The organism is Variovorax sp. 01T432, assembly GCF_056398605.1.
In genome coordinates this window covers 1-21,458 of the sequence record NZ_JBFTPS010000072.1, presented here as the reverse complement: position 1 = coordinate 21,458, position 21,458 = coordinate 1, and the positions used below count along the sequence as shown (strand labels likewise).

Annotated in this window: 21 protein-coding genes and 1 pseudogene; 9 read left to right on the top strand and 13 right to left on the bottom strand. The window is 60.9% G+C overall.

The annotated features are described in order from the left end of the window. Positions 1 to 127: 127 nt before the first annotated feature. Entirely contained in the window at positions 128 to 1,366 is a 1,239-nt protein-coding gene (locus AC1DNF_RS32190; protein WP_478152724.1) for an MFS transporter, read from the top strand. 525 nt (positions 1,367 to 1,891) lie between these two features. On the opposite strand, the gene AC1DNF_RS32185 is transcribed toward AC1DNF_RS32190, so the two are convergent. Genes AC1DNF_RS32185 through AC1DNF_RS32175 form a run of 3 tightly spaced genes read right to left on the bottom strand, consistent with a single transcriptional unit; the run spans position 1,892 to position 3,583 of the window. Further along, the gene (locus tag AC1DNF_RS32185) at positions 1,892 to 2,335 is read right to left on the bottom strand and encodes a hypothetical protein (RefSeq protein WP_478152723.1); all 444 of its coding nucleotides are present in this window, start codon (positions 2,333 to 2,335) and stop codon (positions 1,892 to 1,894) included. After that, complete coding sequence (locus AC1DNF_RS32180; RefSeq protein WP_478152722.1) at positions 2,332 to 3,363, bottom strand: helix-turn-helix transcriptional regulator; 1,032 nt, start codon at positions 3,361 to 3,363, stop codon at positions 2,332 to 2,334. Before AC1DNF_RS32180 ends, AC1DNF_RS32185 begins: the two co-directional genes overlap by 4 nt. Positions 3,364 to 3,373: 10 nt before the next feature. Next, positions 3,374 to 3,583 (bottom strand): hypothetical protein, encoded by a 210-nt coding sequence (locus AC1DNF_RS32175; protein ID WP_478152721.1) that lies wholly within the window; start codon positions 3,581 to 3,583, stop codon positions 3,374 to 3,376. A 399-nt stretch (positions 3,584 to 3,982) separates the two neighbouring features. Here AC1DNF_RS32175 and AC1DNF_RS32170 point away from each other — a divergent pair, with 399 nt between their 5' ends. Further along, positions 3,983 to 5,686 carry a cation:proton antiporter domain-containing protein gene (locus AC1DNF_RS32170; protein ID WP_478152720.1) on the top strand — a complete coding sequence of 568 codons (1,704 nt, stop codon included), beginning with the start codon at positions 3,983 to 3,985 and terminating at the stop codon, positions 5,684 to 5,686. 210 nt (positions 5,687 to 5,896) lie between these two features. Continuing rightward, positions 5,897 to 6,721 (top strand): annotated as a pseudogene (locus AC1DNF_RS32165) (isocitrate lyase/PEP mutase family protein); the annotation flags it as partial. Between the two features lie 517 nt (positions 6,722 to 7,238). Here AC1DNF_RS32165 and AC1DNF_RS32160 read toward each other — a convergent pair. Beyond that, entirely contained in the window at positions 7,239 to 7,433 is a 195-nt protein-coding gene (locus AC1DNF_RS32160; RefSeq protein WP_478152719.1) for a hypothetical protein, read from the bottom strand. Positions 7,434 to 7,510: 77 nt separating this feature from the next. On the opposite strand from AC1DNF_RS32160, the gene AC1DNF_RS32155 reads away from it, so the two are divergent. After that, positions 7,511 to 7,693, top strand: a complete 183-nt coding sequence (locus AC1DNF_RS32155) for a hypothetical protein (RefSeq protein WP_478152718.1) — start codon at positions 7,511 to 7,513, stop codon at positions 7,691 to 7,693. 69 nt (positions 7,694 to 7,762) lie between these two features. Here AC1DNF_RS32155 and AC1DNF_RS32150 read toward each other — a convergent pair whose 3' ends face one another. From AC1DNF_RS32150 to egtD, 3 genes are all read right to left on the bottom strand, one after another. Next, positions 7,763 to 8,173 carry a c-type cytochrome gene (locus tag AC1DNF_RS32150; protein WP_478152717.1) on the bottom strand — a complete coding sequence of 137 codons (411 nt, stop codon included), beginning with the start codon at positions 8,171 to 8,173 and terminating at the stop codon, positions 7,763 to 7,765. 6 nt (positions 8,174 to 8,179) lie between these two features. Beyond that, positions 8,180 to 8,773, bottom strand: coding sequence for a ferritin-like domain-containing protein (locus tag AC1DNF_RS32145; protein WP_478152716.1), 594 nt, complete (start codon positions 8,771 to 8,773; stop codon positions 8,180 to 8,182). Positions 8,774 to 9,127: 354 nt separating this feature from the next. Continuing rightward, a complete protein-coding gene (gene egtD, locus AC1DNF_RS32140) occupies positions 9,128 to 10,204 on the bottom strand; it encodes an L-histidine N(alpha)-methyltransferase (protein WP_478152715.1) in 1,077 nt (358 codons plus the stop codon). A 226-nt stretch (positions 10,205 to 10,430) separates the two neighbouring features. Between egtD and AC1DNF_RS32135 the strand changes: the two genes are divergently transcribed. After that, positions 10,431 to 11,384 (top strand): AraC family transcriptional regulator, encoded by a 954-nt coding sequence (locus AC1DNF_RS32135; RefSeq protein ID WP_478152714.1) that lies wholly within the window; start codon positions 10,431 to 10,433, stop codon positions 11,382 to 11,384. Positions 11,385 to 11,680: 296 nt separating this feature from the next. Here the strand turns inward: AC1DNF_RS32135 and msrA are convergent, their stop codons facing one another. From msrA to AC1DNF_RS32120, 3 genes are all read right to left on the bottom strand, one after another. Then, a complete protein-coding gene (gene msrA / locus AC1DNF_RS32130; RefSeq protein ID WP_478152713.1) occupies positions 11,681 to 12,193 on the bottom strand; it encodes a peptide-methionine (S)-S-oxide reductase MsrA in 513 nt (170 codons plus the stop codon). Then, positions 12,190 to 12,609, bottom strand: coding sequence for a peptide-methionine (R)-S-oxide reductase MsrB (gene msrB / locus AC1DNF_RS32125; RefSeq protein WP_478152712.1), 420 nt, complete (start codon positions 12,607 to 12,609; stop codon positions 12,190 to 12,192). Before msrB ends, msrA begins: the two co-directional genes overlap by 4 nt. Before the next feature lie 448 nt (positions 12,610 to 13,057). Further along, positions 13,058 to 13,969 (bottom strand): LysR family transcriptional regulator, encoded by a 912-nt coding sequence (locus AC1DNF_RS32120; RefSeq protein WP_478152731.1) that lies wholly within the window; start codon positions 13,967 to 13,969, stop codon positions 13,058 to 13,060. A 459-nt stretch (positions 13,970 to 14,428) separates the two neighbouring features. Between AC1DNF_RS32120 and AC1DNF_RS32115 the strand changes: the two genes are divergently transcribed. Continuing rightward, the gene (locus AC1DNF_RS32115; protein ID WP_478152711.1) at positions 14,429 to 14,773 is read left to right on the top strand and encodes a helix-turn-helix domain-containing protein; all 345 of its coding nucleotides are present in this window, start codon (positions 14,429 to 14,431) and stop codon (positions 14,771 to 14,773) included. A 445-nt stretch (positions 14,774 to 15,218) separates the two neighbouring features. Here the strand turns inward: AC1DNF_RS32115 and AC1DNF_RS32110 are convergent, their stop codons facing one another. Then, positions 15,219 to 15,503 (bottom strand): cupin domain-containing protein, encoded by a 285-nt coding sequence (locus AC1DNF_RS32110; protein ID WP_478152710.1) that lies wholly within the window; start codon positions 15,501 to 15,503, stop codon positions 15,219 to 15,221. A 509-nt stretch (positions 15,504 to 16,012) separates the two neighbouring features. Here AC1DNF_RS32110 and AC1DNF_RS32105 point away from each other — a divergent pair. Continuing rightward, the gene (locus AC1DNF_RS32105; protein WP_478152709.1) at positions 16,013 to 17,257 is read left to right on the top strand and encodes an IS4 family transposase; all 1,245 of its coding nucleotides are present in this window, start codon (positions 16,013 to 16,015) and stop codon (positions 17,255 to 17,257) included. 394 nt (positions 17,258 to 17,651) lie between these two features. Here AC1DNF_RS32105 and AC1DNF_RS32100 read toward each other — a convergent pair. Next, a protein-coding gene (locus tag AC1DNF_RS32100) for an IS5 family transposase (RefSeq protein ID WP_478152730.1) occupies positions 17,652 to 18,507 on the bottom strand; the annotation gives its coding sequence in 2 pieces (ribosomal slippage) (positions 17,652 to 18,099 and positions 18,098 to 18,507; 858 coding nt in all). A 201-nt stretch (positions 18,508 to 18,708) separates the two neighbouring features. After that, complete coding sequence (locus tag AC1DNF_RS32095; RefSeq protein WP_478152708.1) at positions 18,709 to 19,506, bottom strand: transposase; 798 nt, start codon at positions 19,504 to 19,506, stop codon at positions 18,709 to 18,711. Between the two features lie 49 nt (positions 19,507 to 19,555). Here AC1DNF_RS32095 and pdxR point away from each other — a divergent pair, with 49 nt between their 5' ends. Both pdxR and AC1DNF_RS32085 read left to right on the top strand, forming a co-directional pair. Next, complete coding sequence (gene pdxR, locus AC1DNF_RS32090) at positions 19,556 to 20,965, top strand: MocR-like pyridoxine biosynthesis transcription factor PdxR (protein ID WP_478152707.1); 1,410 nt, start codon at positions 19,556 to 19,558, stop codon at positions 20,963 to 20,965. Positions 20,966 to 21,045: 80 nt separating this feature from the next. Further along, positions 21,046 to 21,458, top strand: a 413-nt coding sequence (locus tag AC1DNF_RS32085; protein ID WP_478152706.1) for a helix-turn-helix domain-containing protein, incomplete at its 3' end; no start/stop codon positions are given.

The window sequence follows — 21,458 nt, the reverse complement described above, 5'->3', positions numbered from 1 at the left end:
TGCGCGCGTTGAATGAAGCGGCGCAAGGCACGAATTCTTTGTTGCCGGGTATTGGAAGGTTTCGTCCCGCGCTGCGAGTGACAGCTACCGCTGTCTCAAATTCCCCGAACTCTCCCGGAGGTGACGAATGCACGACACGATGCAAAGCGTGGAACCAGAGATCAATCAGGCGCGCCCGCGCGGAATGCTCGGTCTGGCATTCTTGTCTGCGGTATTCTCCCTCGTAGTCTCGTTTGCCGCGGCGGCTGCGCCGATCCCCTTGTACAACATCTACCGGGCGGAAGACGGATTCACCAACGCGGGCATCTCGATGGCCGTCGTCACGTACTCCGTCGGCACCATCGCCGCACTGTTGGTGCTGGGGCGACTGTCCAATCATCTGGGCCGCCGGCTCGCTGCGATCGCCAGCCTCGGCCTGATCCTGCTGGGCTGTCTGGTGCTGATGAACGTGCACGACATTGACATCCTTCTGGCCGGTCGGCTCCTCGTGGGCATCGGCACCGGGATGGCCAGCAGCAGCCTGAGCTCCTACATTGTGGACGCCGCGCCCAGCAAGCCAGAATGGTTGGCCTCCGTCGCCTCCAGCCAGGGACCAATGCTCGGCCTCACCGTCGGCGCCATTGCCTCCGGCGCCCTGGTCCAATTCGGCCCCTGGCCACGCGACCTCATCTACCTTGTTTGCGTCGGCTTGCTGTTAATGTCCGCGGCTCTCATCGCCATCAGCCCCGAAACAGCAACTCCGACGCCCGGCGCTTGGCAATCGCTTGTGCCCCGGGTCCGCCCGCCGTCCCGGGTCAGGCACCTGCTCCCTGTCGCGGGAGCGGTGTTCCTGGCTACCTGGGCAACAGGAGCCTTCTACCAAGCGTTCGTGCCCGCGTTGATCGAAGATCAACTCCACACCCGCAGCCCGCTCATCCTCGGACTGGTGTTCGCCGCCTACATGACCCCCAGTGTTCTCGGCGCTCCCGTCGGCGGCCGGTTCACCTCCGCCGTTGCACAACGCTTGGGCATGGTTACCTTCCTCGCCGGAATGATCGGCATCATCACCGCGATCTCCGCCGGCACCTTGGTCTTGTTCATCGTCGCAACCGTCGTGGCAGGGGCCGGCCAAGGTATCGCCATCAGCGCTGCTATCCGTGGTCTGCTGGACGGGGGCACAATGGCCGAGCGCGCACCGATCTTCAGTGCGATCTACTTGCTCTGCTACAGCGGCGCTGCGTTCCCCAGCCTTATCTCAGGCCGACTCTCCAATACCTTCTCGCTACCACAGATCGCCCTCGGATATGGGGGACTCGCCATCGCCGCCACCCTGTTCACTGTCCTCGGCACACGCGATCCGCACACCGGCACGAGCGGACGAAACTGAATGCAACCAGACCTGGGCAATCATTCGCCTGCTCGGAACGGTGTTCGACGTCGCCACGCACCAGCAGATTCTTGCGACCTTGCGCGAATCAGAGGCGCACCTGTGCGATCGGGAACGCTCGTCAACAGAACTCTTCTGGGGACTCAATGGTGGACCCCGAACAGTCCTGCCCTTCGCGCGCGTCCGATGCGCGCGTGAGTACCGCGACAAACCCCGCACTACGGGAACGACTGGCTGCTACACCGCAGATCGGGTCGAGCCGTCACTTCGAAAGGCCGCGAGCGACGAGCGTATTCAGTTCGAGTGCCTGGGTTACTTTGTGGCAGACGGAGAGGTCCATGAGCCGAGTCAGGGCAAAGTAATCTTCAACAGCGACCCTGAGAGAGACGTTTGCCGGCTAGAGACCGGTCGGGCCCCGCCACACCCGGCCCGGCGCCAATCAGCTCGCGGCAACTCGCATTGGAAGGTCCAAAGGCGCCTCGAAGCGCACTGCACTGGCGGCGCCCCTCATCGCAGTCTGGTCACTCAGGCAACCGCCTGGATCTTCCAGTCGCGACCACGGAATTCAACGGCATCTCCCGCGACCCGTCCTTCCAGAGCCTTGTAGATGGGAGCCTCCGTGGAAACGCCCATGTACGTCAGACCGTCACACACGAATACCTGGGTCGCAACGCCTACGACGTACCACCGGTCGTCGACCTGAACGGCAGCGCCCTCCACCACCTGCGACTTCGGCCCGAAGTCGATTGACTGTAAGCGTTCAAGTGCGGCCTCGTATGTCCGAGTCGGCCCCTCAAAGTACTCCGCCAGTTCGGCGTTGCCAAACTCCTGCGAGGCCTGGTCCTGGTCAGCGGGCTCGCTGCGGTCTCGCCTTGCTCCGGCAAGATACGACGCATAGGCATCGCGCGACTGCCGCAGTTGCGCCTCTTGAAGGTTTCTGATGGTTTTCTGCAGGGAAGTCTTGTTCAACATGATCTGCTTTCGCTCGGGGGGTCGGTATCGAACACGGGATGCGGAACAGCACCGCCAGGAAGCAGCGCCTCGCCTCGGTAGTCCCAGGGCCCCATCCCATAGGGCCTGCGGAACGCGCGGATGAAGCCTCTGTTGTTGGCGTAGCCGGCGGCTCGGCCGATCTGCCCAATGGGGATCCCTGTCACGCGAAGCTGTTGCGCCGCCTGCCGCATGCGCAGGTCCCTGAGCACACTCATCGGCGCCCGCCCCACCAGCTCATGGAAGCGCGCCATGAAGGTCGACCTGCTCAAGCATGCCGACCTCGCCAAGCCGTCCACTGTATGCGCGGCGCCCGGCTTGGCCGTCATCTCGGCAAGCGCCCTAGAGATCCGATGGTCTCCCAGGATGGCGAAGTGCTCCACCCAAGGACTCGGCGAAGTCAGCGAACGACGCAGCAGCAGCACCATGGCCTGCTCCTGCTTCATGAGCAACGAGGTCATCGCCGAGCTACCAGGCGGCCGCTCCTGAAATTCGGCGCAGGCGAGGTTCAGTTTGGTCTGAAAGTCGTCAGCTTCGGCGAAGCGCTCGACGATGGGCATGGAAAGGCCACCAAACATGTCCACCGCGTCTCCAAACGCGGCGTGGAAACGGCCGCACAGGATTCGGGCGCTTCCCGCCGGCATCGCCCGGCTTTCGCGAGTCGCTGGCCGGGATTGACCAGGCAAGCTCGCAACGGGTGGCACGACCACAAGGGTGTGCGGCGCAATGGCAATCGCAAAGCCATGGGCCGTTGTAAGCGATCCAGACCCGCAGATCCCATAGTACAGGCGCGTCAGGCCGTCATTGCCGTCATCGAATCGCCGGTCGATGCGCAGAGTGCACTCGTCTAACTCGATCTGGCGCATCTCCAGACTGCCCATGAAGACGTCCAGATCGGCCGCGGAGATTCTCAGGATGGGCCGGTCGACCGACGCGGCGACGACGCGAACATCCCCTCTCCGAAAAGTTACCGACGATGACTGGACGATGTCGCTACCTCGTTGCAAGGCCACTTCCTTACGGCGCCGCGTCTTCGCGCGGAACCGTTTCACCTTCGACCACGGCGCGACGCACCGGGCTTATGGCGCCGTCGATGGCGGCCATCTCACTTTCGAGCAGCGGAGCATGACATCGCCCGCAGATGGGGCCGGCCATGAGATGTCGCACCCGGAGACGGTTTTTCGCCTCGCAGTTCTTGCACTTCATAAAAATGACGCCGTCGAACATGCTTTCCTCCGCCTATGATTCCCCCTCGCTTAGGGACCGCGGATGCTCCCAGAATTTCCTCCCCCCGAACACCACCCCAAAGACATAGAAGCTATTCATCGGCGGTATGGACCAGATGGCTATGTGGCCAAGCGCGCTGCCGCTTCACGCGGACGAAGCGATGTTTATCGTCGGCATTCGGTTCAACACGTTGGGAGTCGTGGCGGCTGGATTGCCGATGTGCGTAGCGTCTTGGGAATGTGTCCGAAGGTCCGAAATTCGGAGAAGGCTTCGCACTAGCTGATTGGTGTATGCCGGGCCCTCATAGGATGGCCGGTGCGCCTCTATTGGGCACGCGGCGTTGCCCGATCCTTTCAACCCGCATTCCACCCGTCATGAGCCCGCGACGGAGTCCGAACAATGACAGATTCCGTCACCCTTCACGCGATCGCGCCCATCGTCCTTATCCTCTTTCTAGGGCTGTTGGTGGCCACGGTGAGTAGGCGCGTCGGATTAAGCCCAATCGTCGGTTACATCGGGTTGGGCGTCGCTTTGAAGGGCTTACATCTGGAGAAGATGTTCGACGCGTCCCTCATACACCTGCTGTCAGAGGTAGGTGTGATGTTCCTGCTCTTTGATCTAGGCTTGCGGTTCTCGCCGGAACGCGTCAGGCGCGACGCCGCCAACATCTTCGGACTTGGACCCCTTCAGGTAATGGTCGCCACGTTGGGGTTCTTCGCGGTTTCGCTGCTTCTAGGGTTTACCAGATCCCAAGGGCTGCTCATTGGCTTGACTTTGTCGCTGTCTTCGACAGTCGCAGTCGAGCGTCTCATCACAGAGCGACATCAGGTCAACTGCCCCGTCGGGGTCGCGGCAAGTTCAGTACTGGTCTTTCAAGACTTCGCAGGTATGTTCGTGCTTATCGTGGTACAGGGGCTGCAAGCTGGCGAGCCGCTGCTATCCGTAGCCGGACAGACCACTGCCAAGGCGCTTCTCGCGTTCAGCCTGGCCTTGCTGGCCGCGCGCTACCTCGTGCGCCCCGTCTTGGACTACATCGCGAAGCACAACAATGAGGAAGCATTTACCACCACGGCTCTCCTGTTTGCTCTGGCCGCTGGCTGGATGACGGGCTTGGGTGGCCTGTCGCTCAGCCTGGGTGCATTCCTCGGAGGAGTCGCCTTGGCTGACTCGCCCTATCGCGCGCTGATTGCAGCCGAGATCCGACCGTTCCGTGGGCTGCTGCTCGGGTTCTTTCTCGTAAGCACCGGGCTGTCTCTGGATGTGCAGATGCTAGGCGACTCCTTCTGGGCCATCGTGCTGGTTACCCTGGGGATCCTCGCGGCGAAAACGCTGGCCAACATCCTGGCCAGCCGTCTATTCGCATGGTCAGTTGCCGGCTCCACGCAACTCGGGTTCCTCCTGGGCCAGGGCTCCGAGTTCGCTCTGGTCATCCTGGCCGTACCTTTGGTTCGAGAAACCATCGGCGGTGACAAGGTCTCGCTGCTCATCGTCGTCGTCTCGCTCACGATCACAGCAGCTCCGAATTTCGCGGAATTGGGACGATTTCTGGCCGGCCGCCTACGGATCCGTGCAACCCTGGCAGAACACGCCGAGCTCAGGCCCCATGTGCGAGCCGCCCCCGTGGTCATCGTTGGATTGGGGAGCGTTGGCCGCGGCGTAGCGGATGCCTTGCGCACATTCCGCACTCCGTACTTCGCGATCGAGCGTGACCAGCAGCGCCTTCGTCTCGCCTTGGCCGACGGCTATGAGGTCTCCTATGGCGACGGATTCGACGTGCGTCTATGGGAGTCCATCGACCTGCATGAGAGGAAGCTAAGTGTGCTCACGGCTCCCGACTATGCTGTCCTGAGCCAGACCGCGTACCTCATTCAGCAGAAGTACCCAGCTCTCAAGCGACTCGCCGTCGTCAACAACGACCGGGAAGCAGACCTGTTTCGGCCGCTGGGATTGGTGCCACTGCTCGATCAGGACGCTGTCCCAGGACTCGATGTGGCCGTCGTGCTCCTCAAAGAACTGGGCGCGTCCCATACTGCGGTTGTGGCGTGGGCGGATATGCAGAAGCGTGTCAGGCCGAAAGTACTGGAGCCCGCTGAGTTCGTCTGACGGAGCACGATTCCGAGCGGACTGCTGTCTTGGTGACGGCCTCGGCGCGCCAAAGCGAACCAGCAGTCGGAATCCAGGACACCGGGACACTTCGGGCGGACTTCTGAGCGGGGTTGACCCCGTAAGGTGTGGACGATGACCGCCAGTGCTCGCTGTTGAGCGCCACTGGTCCCCTATTCTTCAGCTTGAGCGCTTCCCAGGAGGAATTCCATGTCACTTCAGCCAACTGACATCGCCCAACGTCGCCGCGTCTTTCGTGAGTTGCATCAGTCTGGATGCTTCGTGATGCCGAACCCCTGGGATCGAGGTAGTGCACGCTATCTGCAAGGTTTGGGTTTCAAAGCCTTGGGAACAAGCAGCGCCGGCGCAGCCTGGTCGCGAGCGCGCGCGGACGGCAACCTGTCCCTGGACGAAGTCCTCGAACACCTGCGAGACATCGTCGAGGCGACTGCTATCCCGGTCAACGCTGACTTCGAGTACGGCTTCGCGCAAAGTGCGGCGGGGATTGCGGACAACATCCGAAAAGCCGTGGACACCGGGGTCTCGGGCATCTCTCTCGGGGATGCCAGTGGAATTGCTTCGAATCCGGTCAGGGACATCGGCTCCTCTATTGCGCGGCTCCAGGTGGCGCGCGCGGTGTTCGACAAATACGGCCCTGATGCACCACTTTTGATTGGACGCGCGGAGAACTTCGGCGCCGGAAGTCCCGACTTGGAGAACACCATAGTGCGCCTGCGGGCCTATGCAGAAGCCGGTGCTGACGTTCTTTACGCACCTGGCGTGTCAACGCGCGAGGAGATCGCAGCGCTTGTTGCTGCAGTGCATCCGAAGCCGCTGAACGTGCTTGTTGGTTCAGACACGGCCTTGACCTTCAACGAAATCGCTGCCCTCGGCGTGCGCCGCATCAGTGTAGGAGCAGCCCTCGCGCGCAGCGCCTGGGGTGGTTTCATGCGCGCCGCGCGGTCTATCGCCGAAGACGGTCACTTCGAGTTCGGCAGAACAGCGAGCGGCAAGGAGCTGAATTCGTTCTTCAAGCTCAGTACGGAGACGCCCTCCACGGTCAAGGCAGATATCGTGGGGCGCGTCGAGTTTCGCTTGGGAGAGGGTCCACTCATCGAGATTCGGCAAGGCCGGGTCGAAATCACGTTCTCCCCAGGTGACGCCGTGCTCGCGTGGTCGGAAGGCACCTGGCGGAACGAGGCGGCGCTGCCGTTCGCGAATTTCTGCCAGTATGTGTCGGACGGAGCCATCGTCCTGGCAGCGCCTTGAGCCGATTGCACACACGCCCCGCCCGGCGAACATTGGAGCGGGCTTTCGTCGGACCGGCCTAATTAGCCGCTGAGGCTCTAACGGGAGGGTTGCGCTCGATGGCGAAAGTTTGCCGTTACTTCCTCGGCCACAGATCGATCGCAGATATGTTGGCCTTGAGTGTTCCAAGAATGAGCCGCTCGCGCCTCGTCGCGAGCGGCTTGCCTGCCAACTGGCTTTCAATGCGCGGCACCCAAGGTCGTTTTAGGCGGCGCTGCTCTGTGATTGCACGTGCCACAGGCTCTTATCGAGGTGGCTGGAAAGGCGGGTCAGCAAACAGCGGTCTCTTGGTCGCCCCATCAGCCGCTTGATTGACGCCGTCCCGTACCACAGCGCCGAAGGTCGCAAGGGTATTGGAAAGCGCCTCGATCTGCGCCTCTCCCTGTCGCGCATTGAGCGGATATTCACCGAAGGTGGTTCGATTGGTCACCGCTTCCACCCTGCCATCCGTGGTTCCGCCAAGCGCCACGAGCCGCTCGGAAAGGAGGTCGCGTCTTTGTCCGCGGCGGTGACGATATGGTCGAACAGCTCGTGCAAGGCGCTAAAGTTGGGCCCGCCGACATTCCAATGGGCTTATTTCGCATGGCGATGGAGGTCAACGGCGCGGACCAGCGCAGTGCCGAGCAGCAGGATCGATTTTCCACGCTTTGCCGCATCCAGCGGTGTTCTTCGTATGGCGCACGGGATACCTTCGAATGAAAAATGGTTGAATGAGATGGATTGGCGAGCAGGCCAGAGACGACGAGCAAAGACGAGTTCTCTACGCGGTCACCGCTTCACCGCGCCCGCCGGCGTACTGATGGAAGCAAGATACCGAATGACTGCGCTGCGCTCGGTGGCCGACGGCACGGAGAACGCCATCCTTGTGCCGGGCGCCACGGACTGCGGATCCTGCAGCCACGTTTGCAGGCGCCGAGTGTCCCAGCGCCCGTTCACACGCTTGAGGGCGTCGGAGTACTCGTAGCCAGCAACTGAAGCGACCTTGCGCCCCACCACACTGCGCAGCAGTGGGCCCACGCGGCTAGTGTCGAGCGAATGACAGGCTAGGCACCTGGACTCGAACAGCGCCTTGCCAGCATCCAGCCCTTGCATGCTCTGCGCCGAGACAGAGGCTGGGACGGCGGAAAGACTTGCCAGGAACGCAATGCCGACGGTGGCCAGCAGCGAATCGCGTCGCATGAGGTCTTAGCCGAACAGATAGGCCTTGGGGCGGATCTCCAACCCCTGGGCCACGTTCAGGGTCGTCCAGTGTACCGCTTCGTCCGCGGCCAGGCTGCTGAAAAGCCGCGCTAGCTTGGGATCACGCAGCGCGGCGACCTGACCCACATACGCGCTTGCCGCCCCTTGCTCGAGGTTCGTGGCGAGCGCGACCACTTCCCCTTCAGTCTTGAGCGCGGCCAGGTTCAGTGCCTTCACGTATTGGTCGTCCGATTGCGGCTGGACCGGCTTACCACCAGCCTTGGCAATGAGCGAGGCCAGCGAGTCCCTGTGTTGCTCGTGGTGCCCCATGAACACCTTTGCCAGCGTGAGGGTGCCAGGCTTGAGAAGTCCGCTAGCGCCGGCGAGCCGGTATGCGGCGATGCCCTCATGCTCCAGTGCAAGTGCGACCTGCATCACCGACACGTCTTTGGACGCGTCCTTCGAACCCACCTTCGGGGCGGCCGCGGCCGCGGCACTGGTAGCGCCGTTGAGGTTCAAAACTGCGGCCATCTGGCCACACGCACCAAGGAATATCCGGCGCGGCACTGGGACGATCCGTCGATCCATTTTTGAAAACATTGCTGGCGCTCCATGGTTGACTAAATTGCCAGAGGCGGACGCCTTTCCACCTGCGTTGCACCCGGTCCTTGAGGCTGCGAGTGACCCATACTCATCTGTCACAGTCGCACCTGCCTAAGAGCTCAATCTAACGTGTCTGACTAAGTGGGGACCGGGATGGGAGGCCGAAACGGATGCGGGGGTGCATTTGGAAGACTTCAGAGCAGAATCTGCCCCGAATTTCGGCCGAGCGTTGGCCTGGGTCGCTCTGGGCAGACGTCCCTCAGGTGAGCGGAGGGCTTCGTCGTCGCAGATGGGCGCAACGGGAGCAGGCTAGCCGCTGCGGATTTTGCCGAGGACGTCGCCGCGCCGGCTTCAGTCGGCGCTGTACTCGTGGACACTGCCGGCTGGGATACGTTGAGCGGAGAGAACGGCAAAGTATCCGTCCGGGTCAGTCCAAAGGCCAGTCGTGTTCCATCCTCCCGCCCTGAGCAGCAGACGGATATCCCGGACGGTGTACTTGTAGCTGTTCTCGGTATGAATAGTCTCGCCCTCCCGTATGGAGAAGGCGCGATCGGCTACGCGGAATTGCGCGTCGTATAGCGCGCGCAAGTGCATCTCTATCCGGGATAGGCCCTTATTCCACCGCACCTCATGCTTGAAGGCAGACACCGGAATGTCGCCGAGGAGTTCTCGGTTGATGCGACGCAGCAGATTGAGGTTGAACCTGGCAGTAACTCCCTGCCAGTCGTCATACGCCGGCAAGAGCACTCCCTCATCCTTCAGCAAGTCCACCCCGAGGAGCAGGATGGCGCCGGGACCAAGAGCCTCGCCAAACGTCCGCAGGAGGTTTACTGCGGCCGCTTCGCTCAGATTGCCAAGGGTAGAACCAGGAAAGAAGCCAACACCGCCCCGCTGCCGCACCGCATCGGGCAGTTCCATCGCGCGCAGAAAGTCTGCCTCGACAGGGCGCATAGGAATATGTGGGAACCGGGCCTGAAGAGAAGCAATCGACTCGCGCAGGAACTTGCCGGAGATGTCGATGGCGATGTACTCCGAGAGCATGGCGTGACCGAGCAGTTCCGAGGTCTTGGTGGCGGAGCCGGCACCAAACTCGACGAGCACCCGGTCGTGCCCCAGAAGTGGCGCAATCTCGCGAATGTACGTCGACAGAATCTGGCGCTCGCAACGGGTCGGGTAGTACTGCGGCAGCCGAGTGATGTCCTCGAACAGCTTTGAGCCTTCGTGGTCGTAGAACCAGCGCGGAGGAATGGCTTTATTCGGGCTTCCCAGGCCACTGAGCACATCGAGCAGAAACCCGTGAGAAGAGTTGGGGGCGGACGCTACCGTGAGGGCTGAGAAGGAGGGGTTTCGCATCAGACGGAAAGGCAAATTCTGCGCGCACCAGACGTCGTCCAGCCGATACGTCTGAAATTGCGCGAATGGCTCCATACCCGGAGCAAAGGCAACAGTGACTGTGCCGCCGTATCATTGTTCCCGGATGACCTCACATGGGTCAACATGCAAGTGTGTTCGGGCGTCCGGCAAAAGGAGCCAGGAAACCTGGAGTTCTTCGCTCATTGGGCACAGGACTGATTGACTGCGGGCGACCGACGCCTGGCGTACCATCGCAGTTCGGAACGTGCCGCTTCGGCAAGGGTTCACGTGGGAGTCAGAGTTGAACGAACGACCAGTATTACGGATTTCGCCGGGGGATCTCGAGAGCTTGCTGGCAACTCTCGATGTCAACTTCGTCGGCCTTTCGGAATGCCTGGTGAGTAGGGGCTACAGCCTGGAATTGGGCGGGGTGAATGCGCCGGGAATTCACTACAACATCGTCGGTACGGGTCGCGCCGTCATTGGCAACCGCGAACCCATGCTTTTGATGCCCCACACACTGATCGTTCTGCCGCCCAATTCACCGTTCCGAATCGAAGTGGAAGGCAGCAACGGCTTCACGGGCCTGCGTTCGGTCAAGGGAGAACCGCGAACGCCATTGTCGGGCACCATGCGCCGGGTGGCAGGGGATGGAAATCCCTCGCTCATGCTGGTGTGCGGGTACTTCCACGCGAGTTACGGTGCCTCCACAGACCTCTTCGGCGGGTTGACTGAGCCCATCTTGGAACAGTTCCAAGTCGACGATCAAGTCGACACCAAACTTCAGGCAGCACTCAGTGAACTCGTGGCGCAGGAAATTGGCAGCGGTGCGATGAGTTCTGCCCTGCTCAAGCAAGTCATCGTATTGCTTTTGCGCCGCTCACTGGTTTCCATGAACGCATGGGTGGAGCGCTTCTCGGTGCTCAGTGATCCACTGGTCGCCCGCGCATTTGCCGCAATGGCCATGCGTCCTGGCGATGACCACTCTCTGCAAAGTCTTGCCCACGTGGCCTGCCTCAGTCGATCTGCATTCGCCGCCCGATTCACGGATGCCATCGGCAAGTCACCGATGCAGGTTCTTCGCGAGCTCCGGCTGCGGCAAGCAATGCACCAGCTCAAGGCCGGCGGTCTGCCAGTCGAACTCATCGCCCGCAACGCAGGCTACGCCAGCCGCAGCAGCTTCATCAAGGCTTTCCGAAAGAGTTACGGAATGGACCCATCCGAGGTGCGTCGCAGCGCCGCGATCAAGAATTAGGTCGCATCAAGACCTTGCGGCCCCGCGCGGCCAGCTGTTCGCCGGCTTGCTCCATGAAGTTGACCCGATTTCGCGGACACCCGATCCTTATGGAAGAAGGAGTCCTGACGTTTGAAAGGAACTACAACGCAAGTCCAAGCGGCCGCCTCGCCTCGAAACCACCGTCGCCGTCTGCGTGGCACGCGCCACGCCGCCGGTGGACAAATCTTCGTCGCAGCCTATTGATCCCGACTTGAGAATCAAGTCCCAACCCGTCCCCGTAACAGGTCAACTCCCCATGTCGCCGCCCGCGACACTTAACTGGAGGTGCTTTTCTGATGGGGAAGGACCCAATCCGGGCGGATGTAATGGCAGGTGTAGCCGTTTGGCCTGCTCTCCAGATAGTCTTGATGTTCGGGCTCCGCTTGCCAGAAGTCACTCGCCGGGACCACCTCAGTCATGACCTTTCCCGGCCACAAGCCAGTACCGTCCACTTCTGCGATGGTCTCATGCGCGATGCGTTTCTGCTCCTCGTTCGTGTAGAAGATTGCGGACCGGTAGCTCGTGCCGATGTCGTTGCCTTGCCGATCCTTGGTTGAGGGATCGTGCAGTTGGAAGAAGAATTCCAACAACTCGCGAAAGCCGAGTTTTTCGGAATCAAACATCACCTCAATCGCTTCCGCGTGAGTGCCGTGGTTCCGGTATGTCGCGTCGGGAATGTCCCCACCTGTGTATCCGACGCGGGTTGAGATCACGCCCTCGCGGCGGCGAAAGAGCTGTTGCATACCCCAAAAGCATCCCCCGGCGAGGATCGCGCGTTCCTTCGTCATGCTGACTCCTGGACAAGATCAAGATAGGCGGCGTAGCCTTCGGAAGCCATCTCGTCCCGCGGCACGAATCGAAGGGACGCCGAGTTGATGCAATACCGCAGGCCGCCACGCTCGGAAGGACCGTCGGGGAAGACATGCCCGAGGTGACTATCGCCATGCATGGAACGAACCTCCGTGCGCGACATGCCATGACTCACGTCCTTCAACTCCTTGACATGACTGTCGATTGGCTTTGTGAAACTCGGCCAGCCACATCCGGACTCGTACTTATCTGTAGAAGAAAAGAGCGGCTCGCCGGAGACGATGTCGACGTAAATACCAGGCTGCTTGTTGGGCAAATAGTGTCCAGTGCCCGGGCGCTCTGTTCCGTTCTGCTGCGTCACCCTGTATTGCTCGGATGTGAGATTGGCAATCACTGCCGGATCCTTCCGAAACTCACGCATGGCGAACCTTTCCAAGGTATGCCCACAGCGATACCGATAACTCACGCAAGAAAGTACGAGCTGGCGGCAAAAGGGACATGTAGTGTGAATAAAGCAGGATTCTCCTGACCGGCCCGTCGTTTCCTCAACGGCCGCAAGGCAAGGCGCAGGTACGGCATTGCAGATCCCAACCGCATCCTACGCGCTACCGCGGGTGCTCTCCAAGGGGGAAACTGAATTTCAGCTATGCGCGGCGTGAATCAAGCCGTCCGCGTTCACGCCGACATCCGCTGGATGACGACCCTACACTGCCCATCCATTCCGGTCGAAGAAAAGACCGTCACTGTCACCAGCCTTACTGGCTTCCAGGAAAATCACCCGAGAGACCGGCTGCAAGGTGCCGGCGCTGTTCGTCGACGCCCTCTGGAGGCGAAATGCAGATTCAATGCGCGGTAAATCCTCTCGTGTGGGGCGGCGGGCAGTAGTGCGCTCCGTATAGGTGGCTCGAGTCGGATGGGCGGCGCTGCCGCCCACCATCCCAGTGGCTCGAGACCGACAACAAGTTCGTGCGCCTGGGCGTACTGTTCGACGCGGGCCCCGACATGTGCGGCCGGCAAGTCATGCGGCACAAGACCGGGCTCGCGAACCCGGCCGAGTCTGCCCTGCTTCTCATGGGGCGCGGCAACGGGGTAGGCGCCCTCCTCTTCTCGACCAGGCCGGATCTGAAGCGCTCGGACCTGCCCGGGTTCGACACGCTGCCCCTGATCGAGGAAGACCTCTTTCGCGTGCACCAGGCCGCCCACAACGTCTTCCTGACCACTCCCATGCCCGAGGAGCTCCAGGGTCTGCTCGCGGGCTCCTGGTCGTCTCCCGGTCGACGATCTGGCGGCCCCGAGATTTCTACTCCCACGAGATTTTCTGGCGGGTTGTCCGTTGCCCGGATGGCTATATCGGCATCGCGGCGAGACAAGTTGAGCGAGGGGTTTCCGACACGAACATGTAGTTGCAGCCCTGGATATCGCGTACGAAATTCCATGAAAAGAGGGTTGAGGAGCTCCGTAAGAAATGTGTCGTTCGTAGCAACGGAAAGACGACCCTTTAGTCGCTGACTCGAGGCTTGCTGACCAACGATCTGCCGAGCAACAGTCGATACATCGGCCTCAATGCGTTCGGCAAGAGCGAGAAGCTCCTCACACACGACCGTGGGAACGTAGCCGCTTCGGTGCCTCTCGAACAGGATCACTTCGAGCGCGGCTTCCATTCTTTCCAGGCGGCGAAAGATCGTCGATGAAGCAACACCAAGGCGATCCGCAGCACCAGTCAGGCCCTTCGCATTCGCGATCTCGAGAACCATCGCCAAGTCGTCCAAGATCAGCTTTTCCGTGCGCCGTTTCATGCATTTTTCACCAGGTTTCGCAGCCGCTTCATAGCTCAACCTCTTCAGCAGAAATTCTGTCTCACCGGAAGACTTGGCTTTCCGCATCGGGGGCCGAAGTGATCGATGCTACCGGAATAATTGTCATGCTTGGCTTTGTCAATTCACACTATCACATGTGGAGCGCGGTCGGTCGCAGCTTTACTTCATGGAAGGACGGGTTCTCGTACCATCCCGCAAAGTGGACTATCGCGTCGGCGTACTTTCCCACGAACTTCTGCAATAGCGTGCGACTCGATTCCGCGAGGCGCTTCAGGATCTGTACTACAAGGTCAACGTCTCGAATGGCTCCGACTACAACTTCGCGGTCAGCGAGACGATGGCGGAGGTCATCTCGATTGAGCGCGAGGCCCTGGCGCGCGTTCGGGCGGAGCGGGAATGTCTCGCGCAAGTTTTTCGGCGACCTTCCGCGCCGGCGTCAGGGCATCGCCCATGGACTACTTGACCGATTGGTGCATCGGCGTTGCAAAGATGATGCTCAAGGCCGCTCGGTCGATCAAGGCCATCGCACCCGCGGTGGGCTACAGCAACGTGGCGGCCTTTGCCCGAGTGTTCCGGCGGCGGGTAGGTATGTCGCCGGCGGATGTGGGTGGCGCGCTGACCCTCAAGGCGAGCGTTGTGGCTCTCTCAGAGTCTCATCAAAATGCCACTATCCCGAGTTGCATAAAAGGCCAGCGGGAACCTTGGATACGGCAGCTTCGCGATACCCAAACAGGACTTTAGTCTGATTTCCGTCCCTGAGGAGCGCACGCCGACCCGCCATCCCACGACTGGACCGCGCGGCCAATCGATCAGCGATGAACTCATCCGCTCCGTGTCCATTTCCAGCCAAGTGTCACAACCAGAAGAATGATTGCCATCCATCGCATAAGGGGCCTCCTCCAAACGGAGAGCAGAAATAACGCGCCGGCACTCGCCACCCATCCCACGATAACAGGGTCTGTCATCATTGACCCACCATCCCATGCCAGCCCTCACCCATTTGAAGTCGACCAGATCGAAGAAGCGGTCGCTTCCTTCCGAGTCTTGGGTCTTCGGTTGTGGGTGTGCATAACAGTCTTAAGTGCATCAACTTTCTGCGCCGAGCATTGGCGGGGTCTGGGATTTTCGGATCGGCCGACGCCCGCCGCAGAAATTCGGCCCGCGAGAGGCCGTCGGATCCGTCGGATCACGGAGGCAATACGAGTGGGCCGCAGTTTTCTTCAGTTACGAACACAGCAAGCAATCTGGCGGGGTGATCCCGATCGGGATTCTCGGCGAACAGGTGCAGTGCGCCTGGCGGTTCGAAGAATGTCTCGCCGAATCGATAATCGCCTGGCGGCGTACCGGCCACCTGCGAGCGAATCGTCCCTTCGAGGATCACTGCAGAGACTGACCCTGGGTGACGGTGTGCCGGCGAATAGGCCATCGGCGGGAAGTCGACGAGAAGAGTGGTGAGGGACTTGCCGGGCACGTTTGGCAATGGTTCGCACGACAGTACCTTGGAAGACGTGACGGGCCTAGCCGTCTCACCAGATCCCGCGGGGACGGGCGCTGACGAGAACATCGGGCGGCCTGTGCTGCTGCATAGGTCGGCGAACCAGTTAGCAGTCTCCTCCTTGCCGGCGTGAGGCACCAATGCCCAGYCAGCGGCGAGCACGATTGATGCCCCGGCGACCGCGGCTATGAATCTCTGGCGACAGGCCGGCAACATTGTTTGAATCGCTTTCATAGTTGACGCTGCCATATATCCCTTCAGGTCTCAAGCTGACTTTGGGTTCTTAGCACCCGCGGCGTGAAGTGCTCCGGTCAACAAACTCCGAGACTAGATCCGAATTGCCTCATGGCATAGGACCAAGAAAAGAAGAATTGACTAGACCACGCCAAAGGAACGTCTGCATCACCCAGTGCTGACCCAATACTGTTCGTTTAGAGTAAATCTGCCTACAATCACCGTCGTGGCAACTCGACGACGGACGGGACATGGCACGGACGAAGGCGGTGTTGGGCGCGGGTGCCCGGCTGAGTGATCTCTTGGCGGCCAGTTTGCTGGCCCGGGTGGTGCCCGCCGATGTTGTGCACGCTGTTCTGGACGAGCACGGTTGCAACAGTCAACGCATTCGCAGCTTTCCAGCGGTGGCCGGGGTGTACTACTGCATCGCCTTGAGCCTGTATCCAGAGGCGGCTTACGAAGAGGTCTTCGCCGTCGTCTCCCAGGGGCTGGCCTGGGCCGGTGGAGCCGCGCAGCCTGCGCTTGTTGCCAAATCCTCCATCAGCTCGTTGCGCAGCCGAATCGGCTCGGCTCCTTTGGGTGACTTGGTCAAACGCTGCTGCGTGCCTCTGGCCAACGCCCGGGATCATCCGCAAGCTTTCTTTGCCGACCTGCGACTCGTGGCGATCGACGGCAGCACGTTCGAGCTCCCCGATGAGGCCGACAACGCCCGGGTTTTCGGCTACCCGAACAGCAGTGCGGTCACCGCCGGTCCTGCCGGCTTCCCACAGGCTCGCTGCGCCGTATTGATCGAGTGCGCTACACACGCCATCCTCGGCGCCAACATCGGGGCCTTTCGCGATGGCGAACGAGGGCTCGCGGCCGCGTTGCTGCCGCGTCTCGAGCCGGGCATGCTTTGCATGGCCGACCGAGGTTTCAACTCATTTGAGCACTGGCGCCAGGCCAAGGCCACGGGAGCAGACTTGCTATGGCGATGCGGCAGCACCTGGAAGATGCCGGTCCAACGCGTGCTCGACGATGGGTCGTTTCTCAGCGTCATCCGTCCCAGCCATGTCACCCGAGCGGAGGCCGAGCAGCAGGCCATCACGGTGCGCGTGATCGACTATGAGTTGCCGGGCTTGGACGACGCGCAGCCGCGCTACCGTCTCCTGACGACGTTGTTGGATCCGCAACTGGCGCCCGCCATGGAGCTGGCGGCGGTGTATCACCAGCGCTGGGAGATAGAGTCCGTATTTGATGAACTCAAGACGCATTTGCGGCAGAGCCGGCGAGTGCTTCGAAGCAAGACACCGGAGCTGGTGCGACAAGAGTTCTATGGCTGGGTGCTCGCCCACTACTCGGTGAGATGGCTGCTGCATCAAGGAGCCTCCAGCCATCGAATACCTCACGCCGAGTTGTCCTTCAAAGGACACGTGGATCTACTCAGGCGTACGCAGCCCCACTCCGGGGCCTTTCCCCCCAGCGAGGCCCACAAAAAGACGACGCTGGTTCCGTGAATTGCTGCTGGCCAGTGGTGGCATCCGCGCAACCAGGAGCATCAATCGGCGCTCCCCGCGCATGGTCAAACGCCGCACATCACCGTACTCGGGTCACAGCCGCAACCTCGCGACTCGCGTTCCCGTCTGCTTCACGCCCTGCAGGTTCTCTGGACCGCCAGGTGCACCTTTGCAAAAGGCCAAGCGATCACGTCGGCCGCCATGGTCACCAACAAATCCCGAAGGAGAATTTGTCATTTAAACAAACAGTATTGAGTGCTGACCCGGGTCGCGAGGAGGTCGCGAGGAGGCCGCGGGTCGCGGGTCGCGGGTCGCGGGTCGCGAGCAGGGCGACGATAGCGGCCATGAATCGGGGCTCGGATTCGGCCCGAGCTTCTCCACCAAGAATAAGAACTTATCCGTAACTTATGTTGACGTCCGCAGGCACCTTGCGGAAGGCGAAGATTGCGGCTGCAAGATGGTTGAGCGCCACGAAGCTGCGCTCTAGTCTCTCGTAGCGCACGAGCAGCTTACGGAAGCGGTTGAACCAGCTATGGCAGACCTCGACCACCCACCACCGTGCCCTCTTGCTCGGATCGCGTTGCTTGATGTCCGCCTCCGTGCGCCGATCGGCGACGTGAGGGATGTAGCCGTGATCCTCGATGGTGCGAAGGTGCCGCGCGCCGCGATAGCCCGCGTCGGCGGACAGATGCTTGCTTCGCCGATGTGGCGGAGCCTTGCGCTTGACAACGATGGCAGTGAGCACCTCGTCAAGCCGCTTGCAATCATGGACGTTGGCCCCGGTCACGACGAGCGACAACGGGACGCCACGGCCGTCCACCAGGAGGTGGCGCTTGCTGCCTTTTTTTCCCCCAATCCGTGGGATTGGGGCCCACGGCTTCCTGCGCCAGTGGCGCCTTCATCATCGCGCCGTCGACGCTCTGCCAGCGCCAGGCGATGCCCTGCATCTGGTCGTACTCGGCCAGACCCGCTTTCCACAGTGCTTCGAAGAAGCCTGCGGCCTCCCATTCGAGGAACCGCTTGTGGATGGCGCTCGCGCTGCCGAAGCGCTCCTTGGGTAGCGCCTTCCACTGGCAGCCCGTGCGCAGCACGTAGATGATGGCTTCGAACACCAGTCGAGCCGGCTTGGGTGGCCGGCCAGCCCCAGGCTTGCGCATGTACATCTTGTCCGCCGCCGAGCGTGCAGGAATTAGCGGCTCCACCCGCTGCCAGAACTCATCGGTTACGACCCACGACTCGACACGTTTCACGAAGATCTCGATCCAGCGCCGCGTCAACTGCGGCTCGGATCGATAGTTTACCTATTTACGGATAGGTTCTAAGGCCAAAACCCCAGTATCTCGAATAGATGAAGCGCGTCGTGAGTCTTCTGGTGACGAAACAAGTTATTGATCACGTGGAAGGGAAGCTCCACCTTGCCCCGAATGTTCCGCCTCAGTTATTCAGCCTCCTCAAGGAGGCGCGCGCACTTGCGTGTCTGACTGAGTTGTCGGCGCTCCGGGTGGCATTGCCACACGTGAATTCGGTCCCAGCGCATCGACGCGCATATTGGCACCCCCGTAGCCAGCACTATCGAACGTCGCGGTCCCTTCGCTGTGTAACGGCGCGCCAGCAAGGGTCACGTCGTTGACGTTGGCGACCGCAGCACCTACCGACCGGAGAAGCCCCGATTCGGCATAAACTCCATCGTGAGTATCCATTCCAATGTGCCAAGCAGTTCCATTCTTGGTCTTATGCATCCGCGGGTCTCCAGCAGTTCCCTCCTTCTTGTTCGAGCGCGGCGCCGCAATGAAGGTCCGAAGATCCACGATGGTGCTCGCGCGCATCAGGCGCCGTCGCTCGGTCTCGAAGAGCGCCGTTGTGAGGTCGGTTTCCAGCAGCAGGCGCCTAAATTTCAGCAGCGTGATGGCATCCGGCACCGATTCGCGCGACAGATCGCTGCCCGCGAAGGCGCGCTGCGCACGGCTGTCGTACCGCGCATCGTCGAACGCTTCATCGACCAGCCCGCGCCATTGCTGGGGACAATTCAAGCGCAGGATCCTGGCAATACCGGTCGGCTGACGATCGACACGACGATTCATCGGGTACAGCGGTTTGTTCCCGAGGATCAAGCGCGCCCACGGCACCACGCGCTCAATGGGGGCCGAAAACTTCTGGTGTCGAGGAAGCTTCTTCAATGCGTAGTCAGGACTGGGAAAACTGTGTTTGGTTATGTCCGTCAGGCTCTCAAAACTGTTCCTCTCATGCATGCATATGCCATGCCGCGATCGATTCATTGTTCAGCGGTACTTTAAGAGTATGGACTCCGACCTCAAGATTCAGCTCGACCGGGCAGCGAAGCTATCCCTGTCAGAACAAATCCAACTGAGTATCAGCAGGGCAATTGAGTCAGGCCTTCTCGCCCCTGGGGCCCGATTGCCCTCGTGGCAGGCTCTAGCCGCGCGCCTAGGCGTCGCACGCGGTACTGTTCAAGCAGCATATGAACGGCTATCTGACTCCCAGATGATCGAGGCATTCGGCGCAAGGGGCACCTGCGTGGCGCCACGACGCCACGTGACGACGGGTCCACGAGGAGCGCTGCGGCCCGGAGCTTTTATGCGAACCTACGAGGAGATGACCGCCGGGCCAGCTATCTTTCAACTCGGCGTTCCGGCCTTGGAAGGCGTGTTGGAGAAGCTTTTCGCGCGCGCCCGCGCTTCCAATCTATTGAAAACGGGATCGTTCTCTTCACTACTCTATCCCGACCCTAGAGGGGAGTTCGATCTGCGCCGAGAGATTGCGGGCTATCTCTCCATCTCTAGAAACCTCCACTGCTACCCGGAGCAGGTGTTTATCACTTCGGGGTACAGCTCAGGTCTGGGTCTCGCGTTGAGAGTTTTGAGTTTGGACGGAAAGAAGGTGTGGATGGAAGAGCCGGGTTTCCTCTTGACCCGGAGGGGATTGGAGCTCGCTCGTTTGAATATCGTTCCGGTTCCCGTAGACGCGGAAGGCGTTGACGTGCGCTACGGAATTGAGCACGCCGCGGACGCCGCTTTAGCGGTAGTGACTCCCGGTCAGCAAGCTCCCTTAGGCTCGACCCTGTCCTTAACGCGACGGCTTCAGCTGCTTGAATGGGCGGCCTCGAGTGAGGCCTGGATCATCGAGGATGACTATCTCAGTGAACTACAACTAGAAGGCAGGCCGGCACCTGCCTTGGCATCTTTGAATGAGGGCAAACGAGTTATACACATTGGGTCGTTCAGCAAGACTGTTAGTCCGGGGCTGAGACTAGGATTTGTCGTAGTGCCAGCCGAACTGATTAACGCGTTCTCCGAGGTAGCCGCAACGCTTGCCCCTGCCCCCTCACCTGTAGTTCAACTCGCTACCGCTCAATTTATGGGTGATGGCCACTACATCCGGCGCGTGCGTCGGCTCAAGCATTTATACACGGCCCAGCGTGGAGCACTTTGCGATCAGTTGCGAATGCACGACGCGGAGTGGGTTAACGCCGGCCTCGCGGTACTTCTCAGACTCCCCGACGGCGCGCCAGACCTGCAAATCGTTCAAGAGGCCAAGGCCCACGGCATGGCACCTTCGCCATTGTCCACGTGGTTCGCAGATCCATCCAGGGCTGTAGCGGGCCTGTTACTCGGAGTTGCCACGGCGCCCGAACCCCAAATCGTTACATCATGTCGTCGACTATTCGAGATCATCGACCGATATCGCTGAGAAACGCCCCCTGATTGGCGGGGTCATAATTGGGCGGCCTCAAATCTGAAGTGCAACACCTCATCACGTAAGGTGTGCACATGAATGAACGAACAAGGTACCAGCAGCTTCAACCCGAGGACCGGATGACAATGGCAAGCATGCTTCAGCAGGGTTCGAGCATGCGGGCCATGGCCCGCATGCTCGGGCGCTCGGCATCCACCATCAGCCGGGAGTTCCAGCGCAACACGCTGGCCGAATTGCCCTACGCTTCGCACTCGGCGCAGGCCTGCAGCCAGGGGCGGCGTCAAGCGGCACGGCCGACGCGCAAGCTCGACATGCAGGGCACGGGCTGGCGCGTGGTGCTGTCACCTTTCGGCGTAATGGAGCCACCAGTTTTCGGCATATTGGAGCCGGCTCTAACGAGGTTGAAGGGCACCATCGAAGGTCTCAAGCTTGAGCGGTTTTGGCCTCACTGGCAAGACGCTGGCGGATCACAGCCGGCAGTTGGCGC

Bases quoted from the DNA above. Each gene is read 5' to 3' on its own strand.
- AC1DNF_RS32190 (WP_478152724.1), top strand. From the start codon at position 128: ATGCACGACACGATGCAAAGCGTGGAACCAGAGATCAATCAGGCGCGC.
- AC1DNF_RS32175 (WP_478152721.1), bottom strand. From the start codon at position 3,583: ATGTTCGACGGCGTCATTTTTATGAAGTGCAAGAACTGCGAGGCGAAA.
- AC1DNF_RS32170 (WP_478152720.1), top strand. From the start codon at position 3,983: ATGACAGATTCCGTCACCCTTCACGCGATCGCGCCCATCGTCCTTATC.
- AC1DNF_RS32155 (WP_478152718.1), top strand. From the start codon at position 7,511: ATGGTCGAACAGCTCGTGCAAGGCGCTAAAGTTGGGCCCGCCGACATT.
- AC1DNF_RS32150 (WP_478152717.1), bottom strand. From the start codon at position 8,173: ATGCGACGCGATTCGCTGCTGGCCACCGTCGGCATTGCGTTCCTGGCA.
- AC1DNF_RS32145 (WP_478152716.1), bottom strand. From the start codon at position 8,773: ATGTTTTCAAAAATGGATCGACGGATCGTCCCAGTGCCGCGCCGGATA.
- egtD (WP_478152715.1), bottom strand. From the start codon at position 10,204: ATGGAGCCATTCGCGCAATTTCAGACGTATCGGCTGGACGACGTCTGG.
- msrA (WP_478152713.1), bottom strand. From the start codon at position 12,193: ATGACGAAGGAACGCGCGATCCTCGCCGGGGGATGCTTTTGGGGTATG.
- AC1DNF_RS32120 (WP_478152731.1), bottom strand. From the start codon at position 13,969: ATGGTTCTCGAGATCGCGAATGCGAAGGGCCTGACTGGTGCTGCGGAT.
- AC1DNF_RS32115 (WP_478152711.1), top strand. From the start codon at position 14,429: ATGTCTCGCGCAAGTTTTTCGGCGACCTTCCGCGCCGGCGTCAGGGCA.
- AC1DNF_RS32105 (WP_478152709.1), top strand. From the start codon at position 16,013: ATGGCACGGACGAAGGCGGTGTTGGGCGCGGGTGCCCGGCTGAGTGAT.
- AC1DNF_RS32095 (WP_478152708.1), bottom strand. From the start codon at position 19,506: ATGCATGAGAGGAACAGTTTTGAGAGCCTGACGGACATAACCAAACAC.
- pdxR (WP_478152707.1), top strand. From the start codon at position 19,556: ATGGACTCCGACCTCAAGATTCAGCTCGACCGGGCAGCGAAGCTATCC.